General features: G+C 70.5%; 15 protein-coding genes. 11 read left to right on the top strand and 4 right to left on the bottom strand.

Annotated features, from left to right (window positions below; genetic code table 11):
• Positions 1-617: 617 nt before the first annotated feature.
• The 8 genes from ACZ3KP_RS10235 to ACZ3KP_RS10200 all read left to right on the top strand — a co-directional run bounded on the left by ACZ3KP_RS10235 (position 618) and on the right by ACZ3KP_RS10200 (position 9,858).
• Positions 618-1,649, top strand: coding sequence for a BMP family lipoprotein (locus ACZ3KP_RS10235; RefSeq protein ID WP_467498004.1), 1,032 nt, complete (start codon positions 618-620; stop codon positions 1,647-1,649).
• Positions 1,650-1,844: 195 nt separating this feature from the next.
• The gene (locus ACZ3KP_RS10230) at positions 1,845-2,894 is read left to right on the top strand and encodes a BMP family lipoprotein (RefSeq protein WP_467498002.1); all 1,050 of its coding nucleotides are present in this window, start codon (positions 1,845-1,847) and stop codon (positions 2,892-2,894) included.
• Positions 2,895-3,374: 480 nt separating this feature from the next.
• Positions 3,375-5,045: an ABC transporter ATP-binding protein gene (locus ACZ3KP_RS10225; RefSeq protein ID WP_132891301.1), complete on the top strand. Its 1,671-nt coding sequence runs from the start codon at positions 3,375-3,377 to the stop codon at positions 5,043-5,045.
• Complete coding sequence (locus ACZ3KP_RS10220; protein WP_358978695.1) at positions 5,042-6,163, top strand: ABC transporter permease; 1,122 nt, start codon at positions 5,042-5,044, stop codon at positions 6,161-6,163. The genes ACZ3KP_RS10225 and ACZ3KP_RS10220 overlap by 4 nt, the downstream gene beginning before the upstream one ends.
• A complete protein-coding gene (locus ACZ3KP_RS10215; RefSeq protein ID WP_358978693.1) occupies positions 6,163-7,425 on the top strand; it encodes an ABC transporter permease in 1,263 nt (420 codons plus the stop codon). The genes ACZ3KP_RS10220 and ACZ3KP_RS10215 overlap by 1 nt, the downstream gene beginning before the upstream one ends.
• Positions 7,422-7,823: a cytidine deaminase gene (locus tag ACZ3KP_RS10210; RefSeq protein ID WP_358978691.1), complete on the top strand. Its 402-nt coding sequence runs from the start codon at positions 7,422-7,424 to the stop codon at positions 7,821-7,823. The genes ACZ3KP_RS10215 and ACZ3KP_RS10210 overlap by 4 nt, the downstream gene beginning before the upstream one ends.
• A 71-nt stretch (positions 7,824-7,894) precedes the next feature.
• Complete coding sequence (locus ACZ3KP_RS10205) at positions 7,895-9,178, top strand: thymidine phosphorylase (RefSeq protein ID WP_360563820.1); 1,284 nt, start codon at positions 7,895-7,897, stop codon at positions 9,176-9,178.
• A gap of 95 nt (positions 9,179-9,273) precedes the next feature.
• Complete coding sequence (locus ACZ3KP_RS10200) at positions 9,274-9,858, top strand: Uma2 family endonuclease (protein ID WP_467497999.1); 585 nt, start codon at positions 9,274-9,276, stop codon at positions 9,856-9,858.
• A gap of 8 nt (positions 9,859-9,866) precedes the next feature.
• Here the strand turns inward: ACZ3KP_RS10200 and ACZ3KP_RS10195 are convergent, their stop codons facing one another.
• A complete protein-coding gene (locus ACZ3KP_RS10195) occupies positions 9,867-10,787 on the bottom strand; it encodes an AEC family transporter (RefSeq protein WP_467497997.1) in 921 nt (306 codons plus the stop codon).
• Between the two features lie 143 nt (positions 10,788-10,930).
• Here ACZ3KP_RS10195 and ACZ3KP_RS10190 point away from each other — a divergent pair, with 143 nt between their 5' ends.
• Complete coding sequence (locus ACZ3KP_RS10190) at positions 10,931-11,317, top strand: STAS domain-containing protein (protein WP_467497995.1); 387 nt, start codon at positions 10,931-10,933, stop codon at positions 11,315-11,317.
• On the opposite strand, the gene ACZ3KP_RS10185 is transcribed toward ACZ3KP_RS10190, so the two are convergent.
• Both ACZ3KP_RS10185 and ACZ3KP_RS10180 read right to left on the bottom strand, forming a co-directional pair.
• Positions 11,201-12,214: a sigma-70 family RNA polymerase sigma factor gene (locus tag ACZ3KP_RS10185; protein ID WP_467497993.1), complete on the bottom strand. Its 1,014-nt coding sequence runs from the start codon at positions 12,212-12,214 to the stop codon at positions 11,201-11,203. The two genes, ACZ3KP_RS10190 and ACZ3KP_RS10185, sit on opposite strands and share 117 nt — an antisense overlap.
• Positions 12,215-12,415: 201 nt before the next feature.
• Positions 12,416-13,684, bottom strand: a complete 1,269-nt coding sequence (locus ACZ3KP_RS10180) for an MFS transporter (protein ID WP_467497991.1) — start codon at positions 13,682-13,684, stop codon at positions 12,416-12,418.
• Positions 13,685-13,746: 62 nt separating this feature from the next.
• Here ACZ3KP_RS10180 and ACZ3KP_RS10175 point away from each other — a divergent pair, with 62 nt between their 5' ends.
• Positions 13,747-14,697, top strand: coding sequence for a LysR family transcriptional regulator (locus tag ACZ3KP_RS10175; RefSeq protein ID WP_467497989.1), 951 nt, complete (start codon positions 13,747-13,749; stop codon positions 14,695-14,697).
• An 83-nt stretch (positions 14,698-14,780) separates the two neighbouring features.
• On the opposite strand, the gene ACZ3KP_RS10170 is transcribed toward ACZ3KP_RS10175, so the two are convergent.
• Positions 14,781-15,545 carry a prolyl oligopeptidase family serine peptidase gene (locus ACZ3KP_RS10170; protein WP_467497987.1) on the bottom strand — a complete coding sequence of 255 codons (765 nt, stop codon included), beginning with the start codon at positions 15,543-15,545 and terminating at the stop codon, positions 14,781-14,783.
• 123 nt (positions 15,546-15,668) lie between these two features.
• On the opposite strand from ACZ3KP_RS10170, the gene ACZ3KP_RS10165 reads away from it, so the two are divergent.
• Positions 15,669-16,826 carry an adenosine deaminase gene (locus ACZ3KP_RS10165; RefSeq protein ID WP_467497985.1) on the top strand — a complete coding sequence of 386 codons (1,158 nt, stop codon included), beginning with the start codon at positions 15,669-15,671 and terminating at the stop codon, positions 16,824-16,826.
• The last annotated feature ends 22 nt before the right edge of the window (positions 16,827-16,848 follow it).

The raw sequence follows: 16,848 nt of genomic DNA, 5'->3' as shown, positions 1-16,848 counted from the left end.
GCTGCCGGTATGGCCGCAGGCCCGGCCGTCCGCCCGCCGGTCCGGTATGCGTCCGGGCACCGGTCCGGCCGCCGATCGCCCGGCGGGCCCGGCGGCCTCCGGCCTGGGTGTCCACCCGGGCTGCCTGGGGCCCGCGTGCTCGCTGCCGGTATGGCCGCAGGCCCGGCCGTCCGCCCGCCGGTCCGGTATGCGTCCGGGCACCGGTCCGGCCGCCGATCGCCCGGCGGGCCCGGCGGCCCCCGGCCTGAGTGCCCGCCCGCCGCTGGCCGGCCGCCCGTCGACCGACCGCCTGGCCCCCGGCCGTCCGTTCCTCCGGCCTCCGTCCGGTCCCCCCAGCCCCCGGTCCGCCGTGGGGCGTGAGGTGTCCGACAAGAACCCTTCGCCCTCTTGTGTCACCCCGTCGTAACCGGCGATCTTCACTTGTAACCCGGAGTCGGCACGGTTCGATAACGGCCCGGAGAAACCCCGTTCCCCTTCCCTTCTACGCGCGTTACTGTGCGCCGAAATCGCCACCGCGGGTGGCCGGTTGAGCAACGGGCCGGTGACGGTGCCGTGGGGACGAAGGAGTACGTGCTGTGCGTTCTGTCTCTCGGAGGACGAGGTTCTCCAAAGCCGCGGTGACCGTAGCCGTCATCGCCCTCGCGGCCGCCGGGTGCGGTAAGTCCAGCCAGGACACCGGTGGTTCCACCACCAGCTCGTCCGGAAAGTACAACGGCAAGGGCATAGGCCTCGCCTACGACATCGGCGGCAAGGGCGACCAGTCCTTCAACGACGCCGCCTACGCCGGTTTCCAGAAGGCCGAGAAGGAGTTCGGCATCAGCGGCCGGGACATCGAGCCGCAGGACGGCGAGTCCGACGCCGACAAGGTGCAGCGCCTCGACACGCTGGCCAGGGCCGGTTACAACCCGATCATCGGGGTCGGCTACTCCTACGCGCCCGCCGTCAAGGAAGTCGCGGCCAAGTACCCCAAGATCACCTTCGGCATCATCGACGACAACGAGGTGACGGCGAAGAACGTCGTCGACATGGTCTTCGCGGCCGAGCAGTCGTCGTACCTGGCGGGTGTGGCGGCGGCCTCCGCCACCAAGAAGGACCACATCGGCTTCATCGGCGGCGTCGACGTCCCGCTCATCCACACCTTCGAGGCGGGCTTCGACCAGGGCGCCAAGTCGGTCAACCCGAAGATCAAGATCGAGTCGCAGTACCTGACCCAGACGGCCCAGGAGGGCGGCTTCTCCAGCCCCGACAAGGGCAAGGCCGCCGCGCAGGGCCAGATCGACGCCGGCGCCGACGTCATCTACCACGCGGCCGGGCTCTCCGGCCAGGGTGTGATCGAGGCCGCCGCCACCGCCAAGATCTGGGCGATCGGCGTCGACTCCGACCAGTACCAGCAGTCCGCGCTCGCCAAGTACAAGGACTACATCCTGGGCTCCGCCCTGAAGAACGTCGGCGGCGCCGTGTACGACCTCGTGAAGTCCGTCTACCAGGGCAAGCCGGAGACCGGCGTGGTCGAGGGCACCCTCAAGACCGGCGGCGTCGGCTTCGCCGACACCAACCCGAAGTACAAGGCCCTGACCAAGGTCGTCGCGGCCGTCGACAAGGCCAAGCAGGACATCATCGACGGCAAGGTGACCGTCAACACGAAGTGACGCCGCACATAGGTCGCAGCAGTACGCCCCTTGCCTCCTGCAAGGGGCGTACTGCTGTCCGTGACGGTGGGCCGTGACGGTGGCCACAGCTAGATAACGGACCGGACATTGGGGGTTTTCCGTCTGGTCTACGCGCGTTACGCTGCGGCGGAACCAGCGCCTGGTTTGGGCGCTTGCACAAAGGAGTCAAGTTCCATGCGCCGGGTGTCCCGTATCGCGGTTGCGGGCGTTGCAACCGCAGCCCTCGCCGTCACCGTTTCAGCGTGCGGCAGTTCGTCCAGCTCGTCCACCGGGAAGGGTGGCGCGTCCAAGGGCGTCGGTCTCGCGTACGACGTCGGCGGCAAGGGCGACCAGTCCTTCAACGACGCCGCCTACGCCGGTTTCCAGAAGGCCGACAAGGAGTTCGGCGTCGCCGGCCGGGACATCGAGCCGCAGGACGGCGAGTCGGACGCGGACAAGGTGCAGCGCCTGGAGACCCTCGCCAAGTCCGGGTACAACCCGGTCATCGGCGTCGGCTTCGCCTACGCGCCCGCCGTCAAGGAGGCCGCCGCGAAGTTCCCGAAGGTCACCTTCGGCATCATCGACGACAACCAGGACCAGGCCGGCAACATCGCGGACATGGTCTTCCACGAGGAGCAGTCCTCGTACCTGGCCGGCGTCACCGCCGCGCTGTCCACCAAGTCGAACACCGTCGGCTTCATCGGCGGCGTGGACGTCCCGCTGATCCACAAGTTCGAGGCGGGCTTCGAGCAGGGCGTCAAGGACACCAAGAAGAACGTCACGGTCAAGGCCCAGTACCTGACCCAGACGGCCCAGGAGGGCGGCTTCTCCAGCCCCGACAAGGGCGAGGCCGCCGCCGAGGGCCAGATCGGCGCCGGCGCCGACGTGGTCTACGCCGCCGCCGGTCTCTCCGGCCAGGGCGTCATCAAGGCCGCCGCCGCGCACAAGGTGTGGGCGATCGGTGTCGACTCCGACCAGTACAACCAGGCCGCCCTGTCGAAGTACAAGAACTACATCCTGACCTCGGCCCTCAAGAACGTCGAGGGTGCGGTCTACGACCTGGCCAAGTCCGTCATCAAGGACAAGAAGCCGCTGTCCGGCGAGATCCGCGGCTCCCTGAGCAACGGTGCCGTCGGCCTGGCCGACTCCAACCCCGCCTTCAAGAACAACGCCACCCTGCAGGCCGCGCTCAAGAAGGCCGAGGCCGGCATCAAGAACGGCTCCATCGTGGTCAAGACCTCCTGACCCGACGGTCATGACCATGTCGTAGGCATGGCCAAAAGAACGCTGTAATGGCAGCGTTACGGCCACGGAACGGGGTGCGGGAAGGATGACTTCCCGCGCCTCTGCTGAGGACCTGAGCGATCCGCACGAGAGTCCGAGCACCGGCCCGGGAGCCGACGACCGAAGATCCTTGGGTGACCCAGGGACCATCGGGCGAGGATCCCGAGCGTGGGCTCGGGCGATCGATCGGGGACCTGGGCGCGGGCCTGGTTCATCGGCCGGGGATCACGGGCGCGAGCCCGAGAGCCGACGGCGAACCCGGGCGCCCGGCGGGGAGACCCTTGCGGACTCCTCGCGGTCCAACGGCAGAGCCACCCCCCGTTCGCGCGGCAGAATGCTCGGAACGGATCGAGAGTCGAAAAAGCTCGGTCAGGTCCGGGCACTATTTAAAGCAGGGGCGCTACGCGCGTAGAGCGGCCCCTTTCCCGAGGAGAGTGCGCCATCGACGCGTCCAGCAGCCCTCCGCTCACCGCAGAGACGACAGCCGCGGTCGAGCTGGCGGGGATCACCAAGCGATTCCCGGGTGTCGTAGCCAACCACGACATCCACCTGTCCGTCCGCAAGGGCACCGTCCACGCCCTCGTCGGGGAGAACGGCGCCGGCAAGTCGACCCTGATGAAGATCCTCTACGGCATGCAGAAGCCGGACGAGGGCACCATCGCGATCGACGGCGAGCAGGTCACCTTCTCGTCCCCGGCCGACGCCATCGCGCGCGGCATCGGCATGGTCCACCAGCACTTCATGCTGGCCGACAACCTGACCGTGCTGGAGAACGTGGTGCTCGGCAGCGAGAAGCTGTACGGCATCGGCGGCAACGCCAAGAAGAAGATCCGCGAGATCTCCGACCGCTACGGCCTCGGTATCCGCCCGGACGCCCTGGTCGAGGACCTCGGCGTCGCCGACCGGCAGCGCGTGGAGATCCTCAAGGTCCTCTACCGCGGCGCCAAGACCCTGATCCTCGACGAGCCCACCGCCGTCCTGGTCCCGCAGGAGGTCGACGCGCTCTTCGACAACCTGCGCGAGCTGAAGTCCGAGGGCCTCTCGGTCATCTTCATCTCCCACAAACTGGGCGAGGTGCTGTCCGTCGCCGACGACATCACCGTCATCCGGCGCGGTACGACCGTCGGCACCGCGATCCCCTCCGAGACCACCCCCCGCCAGCTCGCCGAGCTGATGGTCGGCAGCGAGCTGCCCACCCCGGAGACCGCCGAGTCCACGGTCACCGACCAGGCCGTCATCACCGTGCGGAACCTCACCGTCTACGCCGCCGGCGCCTCCCTCGGTCCCGAGGCGGAGCCCGCCCCCGCGGCCAGCGGCGGCACCGGCGTGTTGATCGCGGAGCCCGGCGACGGCGCCAAGCGTGTCCTCGACGACGTCACCTTCACCATCCACGCCGGCGAGGTCATGGGCATCGCCGGCGTCGAGGGCAACGGCCAGACCGAGCTGATCGACGCGCTCATCGGCACCCGGCACGCCGACTCCGGCGCGATCGAGTTCCTCGGCGAGGACATCACCGGCTGGGCCACCCGCAAGCGCCGCGAGTCCGGCGTCGGCTACATCCCCGAGGACCGGCACCGCCAGGGCCTGCTCCTGGAGTCCCCGCTCTGGGAGAACCGCATCCTCGGCCACGTCACCGAGAAGCCCAACGCGAGGGGCTTCTGGCTGGACATCAAGGGCGCCCAGGCGGACACCCGCCGGATCGTCGAGGAGTACGACGTCCGCACCCCCGGCATCGACGTCACCGCCGCCTCCCTCTCCGGCGGCAACCAGCAGAAGCTGATCGTCGGCCGCGAGATGAGCCACCGCCCGAAGTTCCTGATCGCCGCCCACCCCACCCGCGGTGTGGACGTCGGCGCCCAGGCGCAGATCTGGGACCGCATCCGCGACGCCCGCCGCGAGGGCCTGGCCGTGCTGCTGATCTCCGCCGACCTCGACGAGCTGATCGGCCTGTCGGACACCCTGCGGGTGATCTACGACGGAAAGCTGGTCGCGGACGCCGACCCGGCCACCATCACGCCCGAGGAACTGGGCTCGGCCATGACAGGTGCCGCCACCGGCCACCTGGAGCATCACGACTCCGACGATGTGTCCGGGGAGGACCAGGACCGATGAAGAAGTTCGACAAGGAGCGGGTGCTCCTCGCGCTGGCCGGCCCGGTCATCGCGCTCGTCCTGGCGATCGCGCTGACGTCGATCGTGCTGCTGGCCTCGAACCGCAACCCGTTCGAGCCGTACGTGCTGATGCTCCAGCAGCTGCCGTACTCGGACATCCAGGTCCTGATCGTCAACCAGGCGGCGATGTACTACATCGCGGCCATCGCGGTCGCCCTCGGCTTCCGCATGAACCTGTTCAACATCGGCGTCGACGGCCAGTACCGGCTCGCCGCCGTGATGACGGCCGTGGTCGGCGCCAACATCGGCCTGCCCGCCTTCCTGCAGATCCCGATGCTGCTCCTGGTCGCCATGTTCACCGGCGCCTTCTGGGCCGGCATCGCGGGTGTCCTCAAGGTCACCCGAGGGGTCAGCGAGGTCGTCGCCACGATCATGCTGAACGCCATCGCCACCAGCCTCATCGGCTACGTCACCCTCTCGAACGTGTGGGGCGTCCAGGTCGGCAACAATATGACGACCGGCGTGATGAAGAAGTCCGGGTGGTTCCCCGGCATCAACCTGGGCTCCGACGTCGGCGAGATCTACGGCATGGTCTTCGTCGCCATCGCCCTCGGCGTCGCCTACTGGGTGGTCCTCAACCGCACCCGCTTCGGCTTCGACCTGCGCGCCACCGGTGCCTCCGAGTCGGCGGCCGCGGCCTCCGGCGTCGACGCCAAGCGCATGGTCCTGATCTCCATGCTGATCTCCGGTGCCGTCTCCGGCCTCGCGGGCCTCCCGCTGCTGCTCGGCGACTCCCACACCTACAGCCTGGACTTCCCGGCCGGCCTCGGCTTCACCGCCATCGGCATCGCCCTGCTCGGCCGCAACAACCCCGGCGGCATCGCCTTCGCCGCCCTCCTGTGGGCCTTCCTCGACAAGGCCTCGCCCGCCCTCGACTACGCCACCCCGGTGGCGTACGAGAAGGAGATCGCCACGATCATGCAGGGCCTGATCGTCTTCTCCGTCGTCATCTCCTACGAAGCCGTACGCCAGTGGGGCCTGCGCCGCCAGCAGCGCCAGGTCGGCGCGGAGCTCGCCGCGGCCGCCGCCCAGAACACCAAGAAGGAGGTGGCGGCCTGATGTCCACCGCGACCATCGCCAAGCCGCAGGCGACCCAGCCCGGCAAGGGCGGCCGCCGAATGTCGCTCCCGGTACTCCTGCTGGTCATCGCGGGAGTCCTGGTCCTCACCTCGGCCGTGCGCATCATCACCGGCGCCGAGGGCATCACCTCGACCGGCCAGATGTCCACCGCGCTGCGCCTCGCCGTCCCGATCGGCCTCGCCGGTCTCGGCGGCCTGTGGGCCGAGCGCGCGGGCGTCGTCAACATCGGCCTCGAAGGCATGATGATCCTCGGCACCTGGTTCGGCGCCTGGGCCGGCTACCAGTGGGGCCCCTGGGTCGGCGTGCTCTTCGGCATCCTCGGCGGCGCGCTCGGCGCCCTGCTGCACGCCGTCGCCACCGTCTCCTTCAACGTCAACCACATCGTCTCCGGTGTGGCCCTGAACATCCTCGCCCTGGGCGCCACCCGCTACCTCTCCAAGTTCACCTTCGAGAACGCCCCCGGCGGCTCCTCCAAGCAGTCCCCGCCGATCGACTCACTGGGCACCTTCAGCGTCCCCGGCCTGTCCGACTGGCTGGACACGCTCAACGGGAAGCACTGGTTCCTGATCTCGGACGTCGCCGGCCTGATCGGCGGTCTGCTGACCGACCTCTCCCCGCTGACCGTCGTCGCGGTCGCCCTGGTCCCGATCACGTGGTGGGTCCTGTGGCGCACGGCCTTCGGCCTGCGGCTGCGCTCCTGCGGCGAGAACCCGGTCGCGGCCGAGTCCCTCGGCGTCAACGTCTACAAGTACAAGTACATCGCCGTGATCATCAGCGGCGGCTTCGCGGGCCTGGGCGGCGCGTTCCTCTCCATCGTCGCCTCCAACGTCTACCTGGACGGCCAGACGGCCGGCCGCGGCTACATCGGTCTCGCCGCGATGATCTTCGGCAACTGGATGCCGGGCGGCCTCGCCCTCGGCGCGGGCCTGTTCGGCTACACCGACAGCCTCAACCTGCGTGGCGGCACGGTGAACGTCCACGCGCTGATCCTGCTGATCGCGATCCTGCTGGTGTTCGGCGCGGCCTACCTGGCCTGGCGCAAGAAGTACGTCCCGGCCGTCGCCACGATCGTCATCTCGGCCCTGATGTTCGTCTGGTACGCCTCCACCAACGAGGTCCCGCGTCAGCTCGTGACCGCGACCCCGTACATCGTCACCCTGCTGGTGCTCTCGCTGTCCGCGCAGTCCCTGCGGATGCCGAAGGCGGACGGCCTGCCGTACCGGAAGGGGCAGGGCAAGTGACGCCCGGCGCCGGGTTCGACTGGGAGGCCCTGCGGGCCGAGGCACGGGAGGCCATGTCCCACGCCTACGCCCCGTACTCCGGCTTCCCGGTCGGCGTCGCGGCCCTGGTGGACGACGGCCGTACGGTCTCCGGCTGCAACGTGGAGAACGCGTCGTACGGCCTCGGCCTGTGCGCCGAGTGCGGACTGGTCTCCGAGCTCCAGCGCACCGGCGGCGGCCGGCTCACGCACTTCACCTGCGTGGACGGCACGGGCGGCCTGCTCGTCCCGTGCGGCCGCTGCCGCCAGCTGCTCTACGAGTTCGGCGGCCCGGACCTCCTCCTGGACACCCCGGAGGGCGTCCTGCCCCTCTCCGAGATGCTGCCCCAGGCCTTCGGCCCGGCCCATCTCACCAAGTAATCCCGTACGGCCCCTCCCCGCCCGTCCGCGCGGAGGGGCCGTGCGCTTCGCAATGCTTCGAAGGGAACGTCATGGCCATGGACGCCATCTCCGTCATCCGCACCAAGCGGGACCGCGGTGAACTCACCGACGAGCAGATCGACTGGGTCATCGACGCGTACACGCGGGGCGAGGTGGCCGACGAGCAGATGTCGTCGCTCGCGATGGCCATCCTGCTCAACGGCATGAACCGCCGTGAGATCGCCCGCTGGACCGCCGCCATGATCGCGTCCGGCGAGCGCATGGACTTCTCCGCCCTGTCCCGCCCGACGGCCGACAAGCACTCCACCGGCGGGGTCGGCGACAAGATCACGCTGCCGCTCGCCCCCCTGGTCGCCGCCTGCGGCGCGGCCGTCCCGCAGCTCTCCGGCCGCGGCCTCGGCCACACCGGCGGCACCCTGGACAAGCTGGAGTCGATCCCCGGCTGGCGCGCCCTGCTCTCCAACGAGGAGATGCTGAACGTCCTGGACACGACCGGCGCCGTGATCTGCGCGGCGGGCGACGGCCTGGCCCCCGCCGACAAGAAGCTCTACGCCCTGCGCGACGTCACCGGCACGGTCGAGGCGATCCCGCTGATCGCCTCCTCGATCATGTCGAAGAAGATCGCCGAGGGCACCGGCTCCCTGGTCCTGGACGTGAAGGTCGGCACCGGCGCCTTCATGAAGACCGTCGAGGACGCCCGCGAGCTGGCCTCGACCATGGTGGGCCTCGGCACCGACCACGGCGTGAAGACGGTCGCGCTCCTCACGGACATGTCCACCCCGCTCGGCCTGACCGCGGGCAACGCCCTGGAGGTCCGCGAGTCGGTGGAGGTCCTGGCGGGCGGCGGCCCGGCCGACGTCGTCGAGCTGACGATCGCCCTGGCCCGGGAGATGCTCGACGCGGCGGGCATCCGCGACGCCGACCCGGCGAAGGCGCTGGCCGACGGTTCGGCGATGGACGTCTGGCGCCGGATGATCGCGGCCCAGGGCGGTGACCCGGACGCGGTCCTGCCGGTGGCGAAGGAGCAGCACGTGGTGAAGGCCGCCTCCTCGGGCGTCCTGACCCGCCTCGACGCCTACGGCGTCGGCGTCGCCGCCTGGCGCCTCGGCGCGGGCCGCGCCCGCAAGGAGGACCCGGTGCAGGCGGGCGCGGGCGTCGAACTCCACGCCAAGCCCGGCGACACCGTCACCGCGGGCCAGCCCCTCCTCACCCTCCACACGGACACCCCCGAACGCTTCGAGTACGCACTCCAGGCGGTCGAGGGTTCCTACGACATCGAGGCGGCCGGTACGGACTTCACGGCGTCGCCGGTCGTGCTGGAACGTATCGCCTGACCAGGGGATTGCTCGATCGGGTGAACGGGATCGGTGGACCTGCGCCGGTCCCGTTCGGCATGCTGAGATCGGTGACGCAACCGAAGGGGACCGCCATGAGCGCACTCACCGTGGGCCACGACCCCGAGCAGAGCTGGGACGAACTCGTCCAGTTCTGGGAGGAGATGGAATGGCCCGAGGGCAGCAAGGTGGAGATCATCGAGGGGATCGTCACCGTGTCACCTGCTCCTGCCTCCCGCCACAACGTGATCGCGGCGCGCATCCAGCGCCGCCTCTACAGCGTGGTTCCCGAGGATTTGGGGATCTTCCAGACTCTCGCCATCGCGGTGCCGTCGCGTCTGGGCATGCTCATCCCGGACCTGGTGGTGGCACCCGTGCAGGACTGTGCGGAGGCGGAATCCCACATCCCGGCCGCGCTGGCCGAGTTGGTCGTCGAGGTGACCTCCAAGTCGAACGCCCGCCACGACCGCGTCAGCAAGCCCGCCGCCTACGCCACCGCGGGCATCCCGCTCTACCTCCTCGTCGACCGCTGGGCCCCCGGCGGCCCCACCGCGACGCTCTACGGTGAGCCGAAGGGTGATGTCTGCCGGGTCCTCAGCGCGGTCAAGTTCGGCGACCCCATCAAGCTGCCGGAGCCGTTCGACCTCACGATCGACACCGCGGAGTTCCCCGCCGACTGACCGGCGCGTCACCCCAGCAGCGCCGCCACGACCACCAGCACCGGCACGGCCAGCACCGTCGACAGCAGGATCGAGTCGCGGGCCAGTTCCTCGCCGACCCGGTAGGTGCCGGCGTAGGTGTACAGGTTCTGTGCGGCCGGTAGGGCCGAGGTCACCGTCACGTCCAGCAGGGGTGCGCCGTGCAGGTCGAAGACGGTCGACGCCAGGGCCCAGGCGGCCAGCGGCTGGCCCACCGACTTCAGGGCCACGGACAGGAACACCGGGTGGCGTTCGCGGCCCCGGCCGGGGAGCGTGCTGCCCCGCAGGGAGATGCCGAAGGCGAGCAGGACCGCCGGGACGGACATGTTGCCGATCAGGGTCAGGGGGTCCATGACCGGGCCCGGGACGTGGATCCCGAGACCCGAGACCGTGACTCCGGTGAGGGAGCCGACGGCGATCGGGTTGCGCAGCGGGGTCAGCAGGCGACGCCACCAGGGGCCCTTCTCGCCCGCTCCCGACAGGTCGAGAACCGTCAGGGCGACCGGAGTGAGCAGCACCACCTGGAACAGCAGCACCGGGGCCACCAGCGACGCGTCGCCCAGCACGTACACCGCGATCGGGATACCGAGGTTGCCGGAGTTGACGTAGCTGGAGCACAGCGCGCCGATCGTCGTACGGCCCACCCCCCAGCCCCGTACGACACCCACCGTCACGAACGCGCCCGCCGCCGCTGCCGTGGACAGGGCCGTCACCAGGAGGCGGCTGGAGAAGATCACCGCCAGGTCGGCCTTCGCGAGGGTGGTGAACAGGAGGGCGGGGGAGGCGACGTGGAAGGCGAGCTTCGTGAGGACCTCGCGGCCGTTCGCCCCGAGGTGGCCGCCGCGGCCGAGGACGTAACCGACGGCGATCACGATCGCGATCACCGCGAAGCCGCTCAGCACCCCTTGCACGGAACCCCCTCGGCGCGCGGAAGGCCGTCGGGTATGCGGGTGGGTGCCGGAGTGGGTGAGGATCTGTGGGGCATACACCTGACCCTCTGGTGCCGGTCAGGTGCAGGTCAACTTTGTGATCCTTGCGGGCACCGCGCGTACCGATGAGTTGCCGGGCCCTCACCGGTCTACCGCTCGTGGATGCCGTGACCCCCGCCGTGCTCGTGCTGGCCGGCCCCGTCGCCAGGGACGAGGTGCCGGGGCTCTGCGACGACCTGCGGGCGCTGCTGCGGGGCGACGGCACCCGGATCGTCGTCTGCGACGTCGGCGGCCTGGGACCGCCGGGCCTCGCGGCCGTCGACCTGCTGGCCCGGCTGGAGCTGACCGCCCGCCGGGCCGGTGGCCGGATACGGCTGCGCGACCCCGACCCCGCGCTACGCTCCCTGCTCCGGTTCGTCGGACTCCGCATCCAGCTGGAGGGGGAGGTCGAAGAGCGGGAACCAGCGCTTGGTGTCGAGGAAGAAGTGGAACCCGGTCAGCCGTCCGTCTGAGATCTCCAGGACCTGGATCGACCACGGGGTCCAGCCGCCGGTGTCCGGGTCGGGCTTGTACTGGGCGAACCCGGGCAGGCCGTTGACCTGGACCGGGAACAGCCGGGAGCCCTCGCAGGCCGAGCCGAGGGTGGTCATGAAACCGGCGATGTCGTCGTGACCGGTGAGCCACAGGTCGAACGGCGGCATCGTCATGATGGCGTCCTCGTGGAGGAGCGCCGTCAGCGCCGTCATGTCGTACCCCTCGAAGGCCGCGACGTAGCGCTCCAGGAGCTTCTGCTGCTCCTCGTCCAGCGGGTCGGAGACCTCGGCGGCGGCGCCCGACTGCTGCTGCTCCGCGAGCGTGGCCCGGGCGCGCTGCAGGGCGCTGTTCACCGAGGCGACCGAGGTGCCGAGCAGTTCGGCGACCTCGCTCGCCTTCCAGGCCAGTACCTCGCGCAGGATCAGCACCGCCCGCTGCTTGGGCGGCAGCTGCTGGAGCGCGGCCATGAAGGCCAGCCGGATGGACTCCTTGGCCACGGCCGCCTCCGCCGGGTCGTCCACGGTGGGCAGCACGCGCGCGTCGGGCACCGGCTCCAGCCAGGTGTTGTCGGGCCGGGGGGAGAGCGCCGCCTGGGCGAGCGGCGTCGACTCGCTGAGGTCCATCGGCCTGGCCCGCTTGTTGCCCGCGTTCAGCATGTCCAGGCAGACGTTGGTCGCGATCCGGTACAGCCACGACCGCAGGCTGGAGCGGCCCTCGAACGTGGCGTAGCTCCGCCAGGCCCGCACCAGGGTGTCCTGCACGGCGTCCTCGGCCTCGAAGGAGGAGCCGAGCATCCGGTAGCAGTACCCGGTCAGCTCGGTCCGGTGCTTCTCCAGTGCGACGTCCAGCTCCGCGGTCGCCGTGCTGTTGCTCATGCCGTCCACCCACCCCACGTGGCCTTCTCACGCGCCTTCGCGCTCCAGCACCTGAAAGCTAGCGCAGGGGACTGACAACGGCGTCCGAAGTCGCAGAACGTGCAGGTGGGGGTGGGTCGCCTAGGAGGGTGGGGTGCGGGGTGCGGTGGCGGGTGCGGTGCCGCCGGCCGGGGGGACCCCCAGCGCCCCTTCAGGAGCGCTTCAGTGGGCGTTGGCCATGACACTGCGGCGGGCTGCGAGTGAGCCGAGGACCGTGATGGTGACCACACCCGCTATCGCCAGGAGGCCGACGCTCACCGTGCCCGACCAGCCCTGGGCGTGGAACGCCAGCGCGCCGACCGTGCTGCCCGCGCTGGAGCCGATGTAGTACGCGGACTGGTAGAGGGCCGAGGCCTGGGCGCGGCCGTGGGTCGCCGTCCTGCTGACCGCGGAGGAGGCCACCGCGTGGCCCGCGAAGAACCCCGCGGTGATCAGGACGAGGCCGAGCAGGACCAGCGGGAGCGAGTCGGCCAGGGAGAGCAGCAGGCCGGTGGCCGTCGTACCGCCGCCCAGGTAGAGGGCGCCCCGGCGGCCGAGGCGGCCCACCAGCCGGCCCGCCGCGGACGCCGACACCGTGCCGACCAGGTACACCAGGAAGATCGAGCCGATGATGCCCTGGGGGAGCGAGAACGGCTCCTCGGTCAGGCGGTAGCCGATCACCGTGTAGACGCCGCCGAAGACGGTCATGAAGAGCGCGCCGATCGCGTACAGCCGGCGCAGCAGCGGGTTGGCGAGGTGGTCGCGGACCGTGCCGAGCAGGCGGCGCGGGTGCAGCGAGCCCGCCGTGAAGTGCCGCGGGGCGGGCAGCAGCAGCCGGAAGGCCACCGCGCAGCCGACGGCGACCACGCCGATGGTGCCGACGGCGACCCGCCAGCCCCACTCCTGTGCCACCCAGCCGGTGATGACCCGGCCGCTCATCCCGCCGACGCTGTTGCCCGCGACGAACAGGCCGATGGCCGTCACCAGGGCCTTCGGGCGGACCTCCTCCGCCAGGTAGGCCTGCGCCGAGGCCGGCAGGCCCGCCAGTGCCGCGCCCTGGACGCCGCGGAGCACGACCAGTACGCCCAGCGAGGGCGCGAAGGGGACCAGCAGGCCGACGGTCACCGCCACCGCCAGCGACGCCGTCATGACCGTACGGCGCCCGAAACGCTCGGACAGGGCGCTCATCGGGATGACGAACAGCGCCAGACCGCCGGTCGCCGCCGCCACCGTCCAGCTGGCGTCGCTCGCGGTCACCCCGAAGCCGTCGGAGATCAGGGGCAGCAGCGCCTGCGTGGAGTAGAGGAGGGCGAAGGTCGCGACACCGGCGAGGAAGAGCGCGAAGCTCATCCGGCGGTAGCCGGGACCGCCCGGGGTCAGCCGGGAGTCGGCGGGGGGAGCGGACGGGACGGCGACCACGGTGGTGGACGCCTCGGTACTGGCGGGAGACATGCTTCGAACGTACGGACCCCCTCTTGATCCGTCCAATGCATGGAATTGCCATAATCGTTCCCATGGAGCATCAGCACAGGTCGGCGGAGCGGCTGTCACCGTTCAGTGACACAGAAGACATGACGATGTCGCTGGCTCCCCGCCTCGCGTACTTCGCCGGAGTGGCCCGCACGGAGCACGTCACCAGGGCCGCGCAGGAACTCGGCGTCCCCCAGTCCACCCTCTCCCGCGCGGTGGCCCGCCTGGAGGAGGACCTCGGCGTCGACCTCTTCAGCCGCCACGGCCGCACCGTCTCCCTGACCCCCGCCGGCCGCACCTTCCTCACCTCGGTCGAACGTGCCCTCGCCGAGGTGCGGCGCGCCGCCGACGAGGTACGTGCCGACGCCGACCCCACCACCGGCAAGGTCGCCTTCGGCTTCCTGCACACCATGGGCGCGGAGACGGTGCCCGGCCTGCTCCAGGCGTTCCGGCTCGACCACCCCCGGATCCGCTTCAGCCTCGTCCAGAACTACGGCGAGGCGATGCTCGAGAAGCTCCGCGCGGGGGAGCTGGACCTCTGCCTGACCTCCCCGGTCCCGGACGCGCCCGACCTGGTGGCCCGCCGCCTGGACGAACAGAAACTCCGGCTGGTGGTCCCGGCCGACCACCGCCTGGCCACCCGCAGACGCGTCCGCCTGGCGGAGGCGGCCGACGAGACCTTCGTGACCCTGGAACCGGGCTACGGCCTGCGCCGCATCACCGACGACCTCTGCGAGGAGGCGGGCTTCCGGCCCCGTATCGCCTTCGAGGGGGAGGAGGCGGAGACCCTGAGGGGCCTGGTGGCCGCCGGGTTGGGGGTGGCGTTGCTCCCCCCGCCCGCCTTCCCCCGCCCGGGGGTCGTGGAACTGACGGTCACGGCCCCACGGGCGGCACGCGAGATCGGCGTGGCCTGGCTGGAGGGCCACCCGGACACCCCGCCGGTGGCGGCTTTCAAGAAGTTCCTGCTTTCAAGGCGGGGGAGTCTCCTTGCCTAGGGGCGTTGGGGGTCCCCCCGGCCGGAGGCTGGGGGAGGAACTGCGCGACCAGCCACGCACCACCCGCACCCCGTAACCGGACATCAGCCCTTACGGAGCGACCGCCCGAAGCCCGCGGCAAGTGGCATCCGCAACCCGATCGGCGGCGGCGCGGCCAGCGCGTCCTCCACCGGCCGCGACAGCGCACACCCGTACAACGCCCCCATCACGAAGTCCGAGGCCAGCGCGAGCACTTCGTCCCGGTGCTGATGCAACCCGTGCCCGTCGGAGTGCACCTCGAACCGGCACACCTCCCGGTTCGCCTTCTTCGCCCGCGCCGCCAGCCGGAACGACAGCTCCGGATCGGTCCGTTCGTCGTTCGTGCCGTGCACGATCAGCACCCGGCGGCCCGCCAGCTGCCGAACCGGTTCCTCAGGCGCCGCCACATCCGCCTCCGGCAGCCAAGGGGCGATGGACACCACCGAGTTGACGGCCTCGTGGCCCCCCGCACGCAGCGCCGCCCGGCCGCCCATCCCGACGCCCAGCAGGCAGACGGGCACGTCGCCGTAGCGTCGTACCACCTCGTCGGCCGCCCAGTTCGCATCGCACGCCAGGTGCGCCTCGCTGCCGTTCCAGCCGCGGTAGCGGTAGTGGACGACATGCGCGGCGAGGCCCTCGTCGCGGCCGTCGCGGGCGAGCCTGCGGCCGACCGCGCGGACGAACGCCGTCGCCCATACGAGGGACGGCTTGCGCGCGGAGTTCTCCTCGCCGCCCGGGAGCAGCAGGACCGCTCCGCTCACCGCCCTCGGCTCCTGGCCGACTACCCTGCCCAGTCTGGCCGTTCGCACCGGTGTCGCTTGCTGTGCCATGACAGAACAGTGTCAGAAGTCGCGGTGGACTTGACCCGTCCGTGGGGTCACCGTTGCGTATCGACGGAGAGGGAAAAAGTCGAGTGCCGGGTGATCTACGCGCGTAGGAGTTAGAGTGCGGAAATGACGAGCCAGAGCACCGCGAACACCCCGACGCCGGACCAGATCCGCCGGGCGCCCAAGGTTCTGCTGCACGACCACCTCGACGGCGGCCTGCGTCCCGGCACGGTCGCCGATCTCGCCCGGGAGACCGGGTACACCCACCTCCCGGAGAGCGACCCGGACAAGCTCGGCATCTGGTTCCGGGAGGCCGCCGACTCCGGCTCGCTGGAGCGGTACCTGGAGACCTTCTCGCACACCGTCGGCGTGATGCAGACCCGGGAAGCACTGGTCCGGGTCGCGCGCGAGTGCGCCGAGGACCTGGCCGAGGACGGCGTCGTCTATGCCGAGGTGCGCTACGCCCCCGAGCAGCACCTGGAACGGGGGCTGACCCTGGAGGACGTCGTCGAGGCCGTCAACGAGGGCTTCCGGCAGGGCGAGGCCCTCGCCCGGGAGAACGGCCGGCGGATCCGGGTCGGCGCCCTGCTCACCGCCATGCGGCACGCGGCCCGCTCCCTGGAGATCGCCGAACTCGCCAACCGCTACCGGGACCTGGGCGTCGTGGGCTTCGACATCGCGGGCGCCGAGGCGGGCTACCCGCCCACCCGGCACCTCGACGCCTTCGAGTACCTCAAGCGCGAGAACAACCACTTCACCATCCACGCCGGCGAGGCCTTCGGGCTGCCGTCCATCTGGCAGGCGTTGCAGTGGTGCGGCGCCGACCGGCTCGGGCACGGCGTCCGGATCATCGACGACATCCAGGTCCACGAGGACGGCACGGTCAGGCTCGGCCGGCTCGCCTCCTACGTCCGGGACAAGCGGATTCCGCTGGAGCTGTGTCCCAGCTCCAACCTCCAGACCGGAGCCGCCGACTCCTACGCCGGCCACCCGATCGGGCTGCTCCGCCGGCTCCACTTCCGCGCCACCGTCAACACGGACAACCGTCTCATGTCCGGTACCAGTATGAGCCGGGAATTCGAGCACCTCGTCGAGGCGTTCGGTTACACGCTCGACGACCTCCAGTGGTTCTCCGTCAATGCGATGAAATCAGCGTTCATTCCTTTCGATGAACGCCTTGCCATGATCAATGACGTCGTCAAGCCCGGATATGCAGAGCTGAAATCCGAATGGCTGTTCCGGCAGACCGCTTCCACCAGCGGCTCTGCCGACACGGAGGGCTGACGGGGCATCCGGGCGGGGTGCG

The sequence above is a fragment of the Streptomyces sp. NPDC020958 genome (genome assembly GCF_055562175.1).
Note: the sequence above shows the minus strand (reverse complement) of the source record. Positions and strands in the feature narration are given on the sequence as shown.

Excerpts from the sequence above, each read along its gene's own strand:
- ACZ3KP_RS10230 (WP_467498002.1), top strand. The coding sequence starts at position 1,845 with ATGCGCCGGGTGTCCCGTATCGCGGTTGCGGGCGTTGCAACCGCAGCC.
- ACZ3KP_RS10220 (WP_358978695.1), top strand. The coding sequence starts at position 5,042 with ATGAAGAAGTTCGACAAGGAGCGGGTGCTCCTCGCGCTGGCCGGCCCG.
- ACZ3KP_RS10215 (WP_358978693.1), top strand. The coding sequence starts at position 6,163 with ATGTCCACCGCGACCATCGCCAAGCCGCAGGCGACCCAGCCCGGCAAG.
- ACZ3KP_RS10205 (WP_360563820.1), top strand. The coding sequence starts at position 7,895 with ATGGCCATGGACGCCATCTCCGTCATCCGCACCAAGCGGGACCGCGGT.
- ACZ3KP_RS10200 (WP_467497999.1), top strand. The coding sequence starts at position 9,274 with ATGAGCGCACTCACCGTGGGCCACGACCCCGAGCAGAGCTGGGACGAA.
- ACZ3KP_RS10190 (WP_467497995.1), top strand. The coding sequence starts at position 10,931 with ATGAGTTGCCGGGCCCTCACCGGTCTACCGCTCGTGGATGCCGTGACC.
- ACZ3KP_RS10185 (WP_467497993.1), bottom strand. The coding sequence starts at position 12,214 with ATGAGCAACAGCACGGCGACCGCGGAGCTGGACGTCGCACTGGAGAAG.
- ACZ3KP_RS10180 (WP_467497991.1), bottom strand. The coding sequence starts at position 13,684 with ATGTCTCCCGCCAGTACCGAGGCGTCCACCACCGTGGTCGCCGTCCCG.
- ACZ3KP_RS10175 (WP_467497989.1), top strand. The coding sequence starts at position 13,747 with ATGGAGCATCAGCACAGGTCGGCGGAGCGGCTGTCACCGTTCAGTGAC.
- ACZ3KP_RS10170 (WP_467497987.1), bottom strand. The coding sequence starts at position 15,545 with ATGGCACAGCAAGCGACACCGGTGCGAACGGCCAGACTGGGCAGGGTA.
- ACZ3KP_RS10165 (WP_467497985.1), top strand. The coding sequence starts at position 15,669 with ATGACGAGCCAGAGCACCGCGAACACCCCGACGCCGGACCAGATCCGC.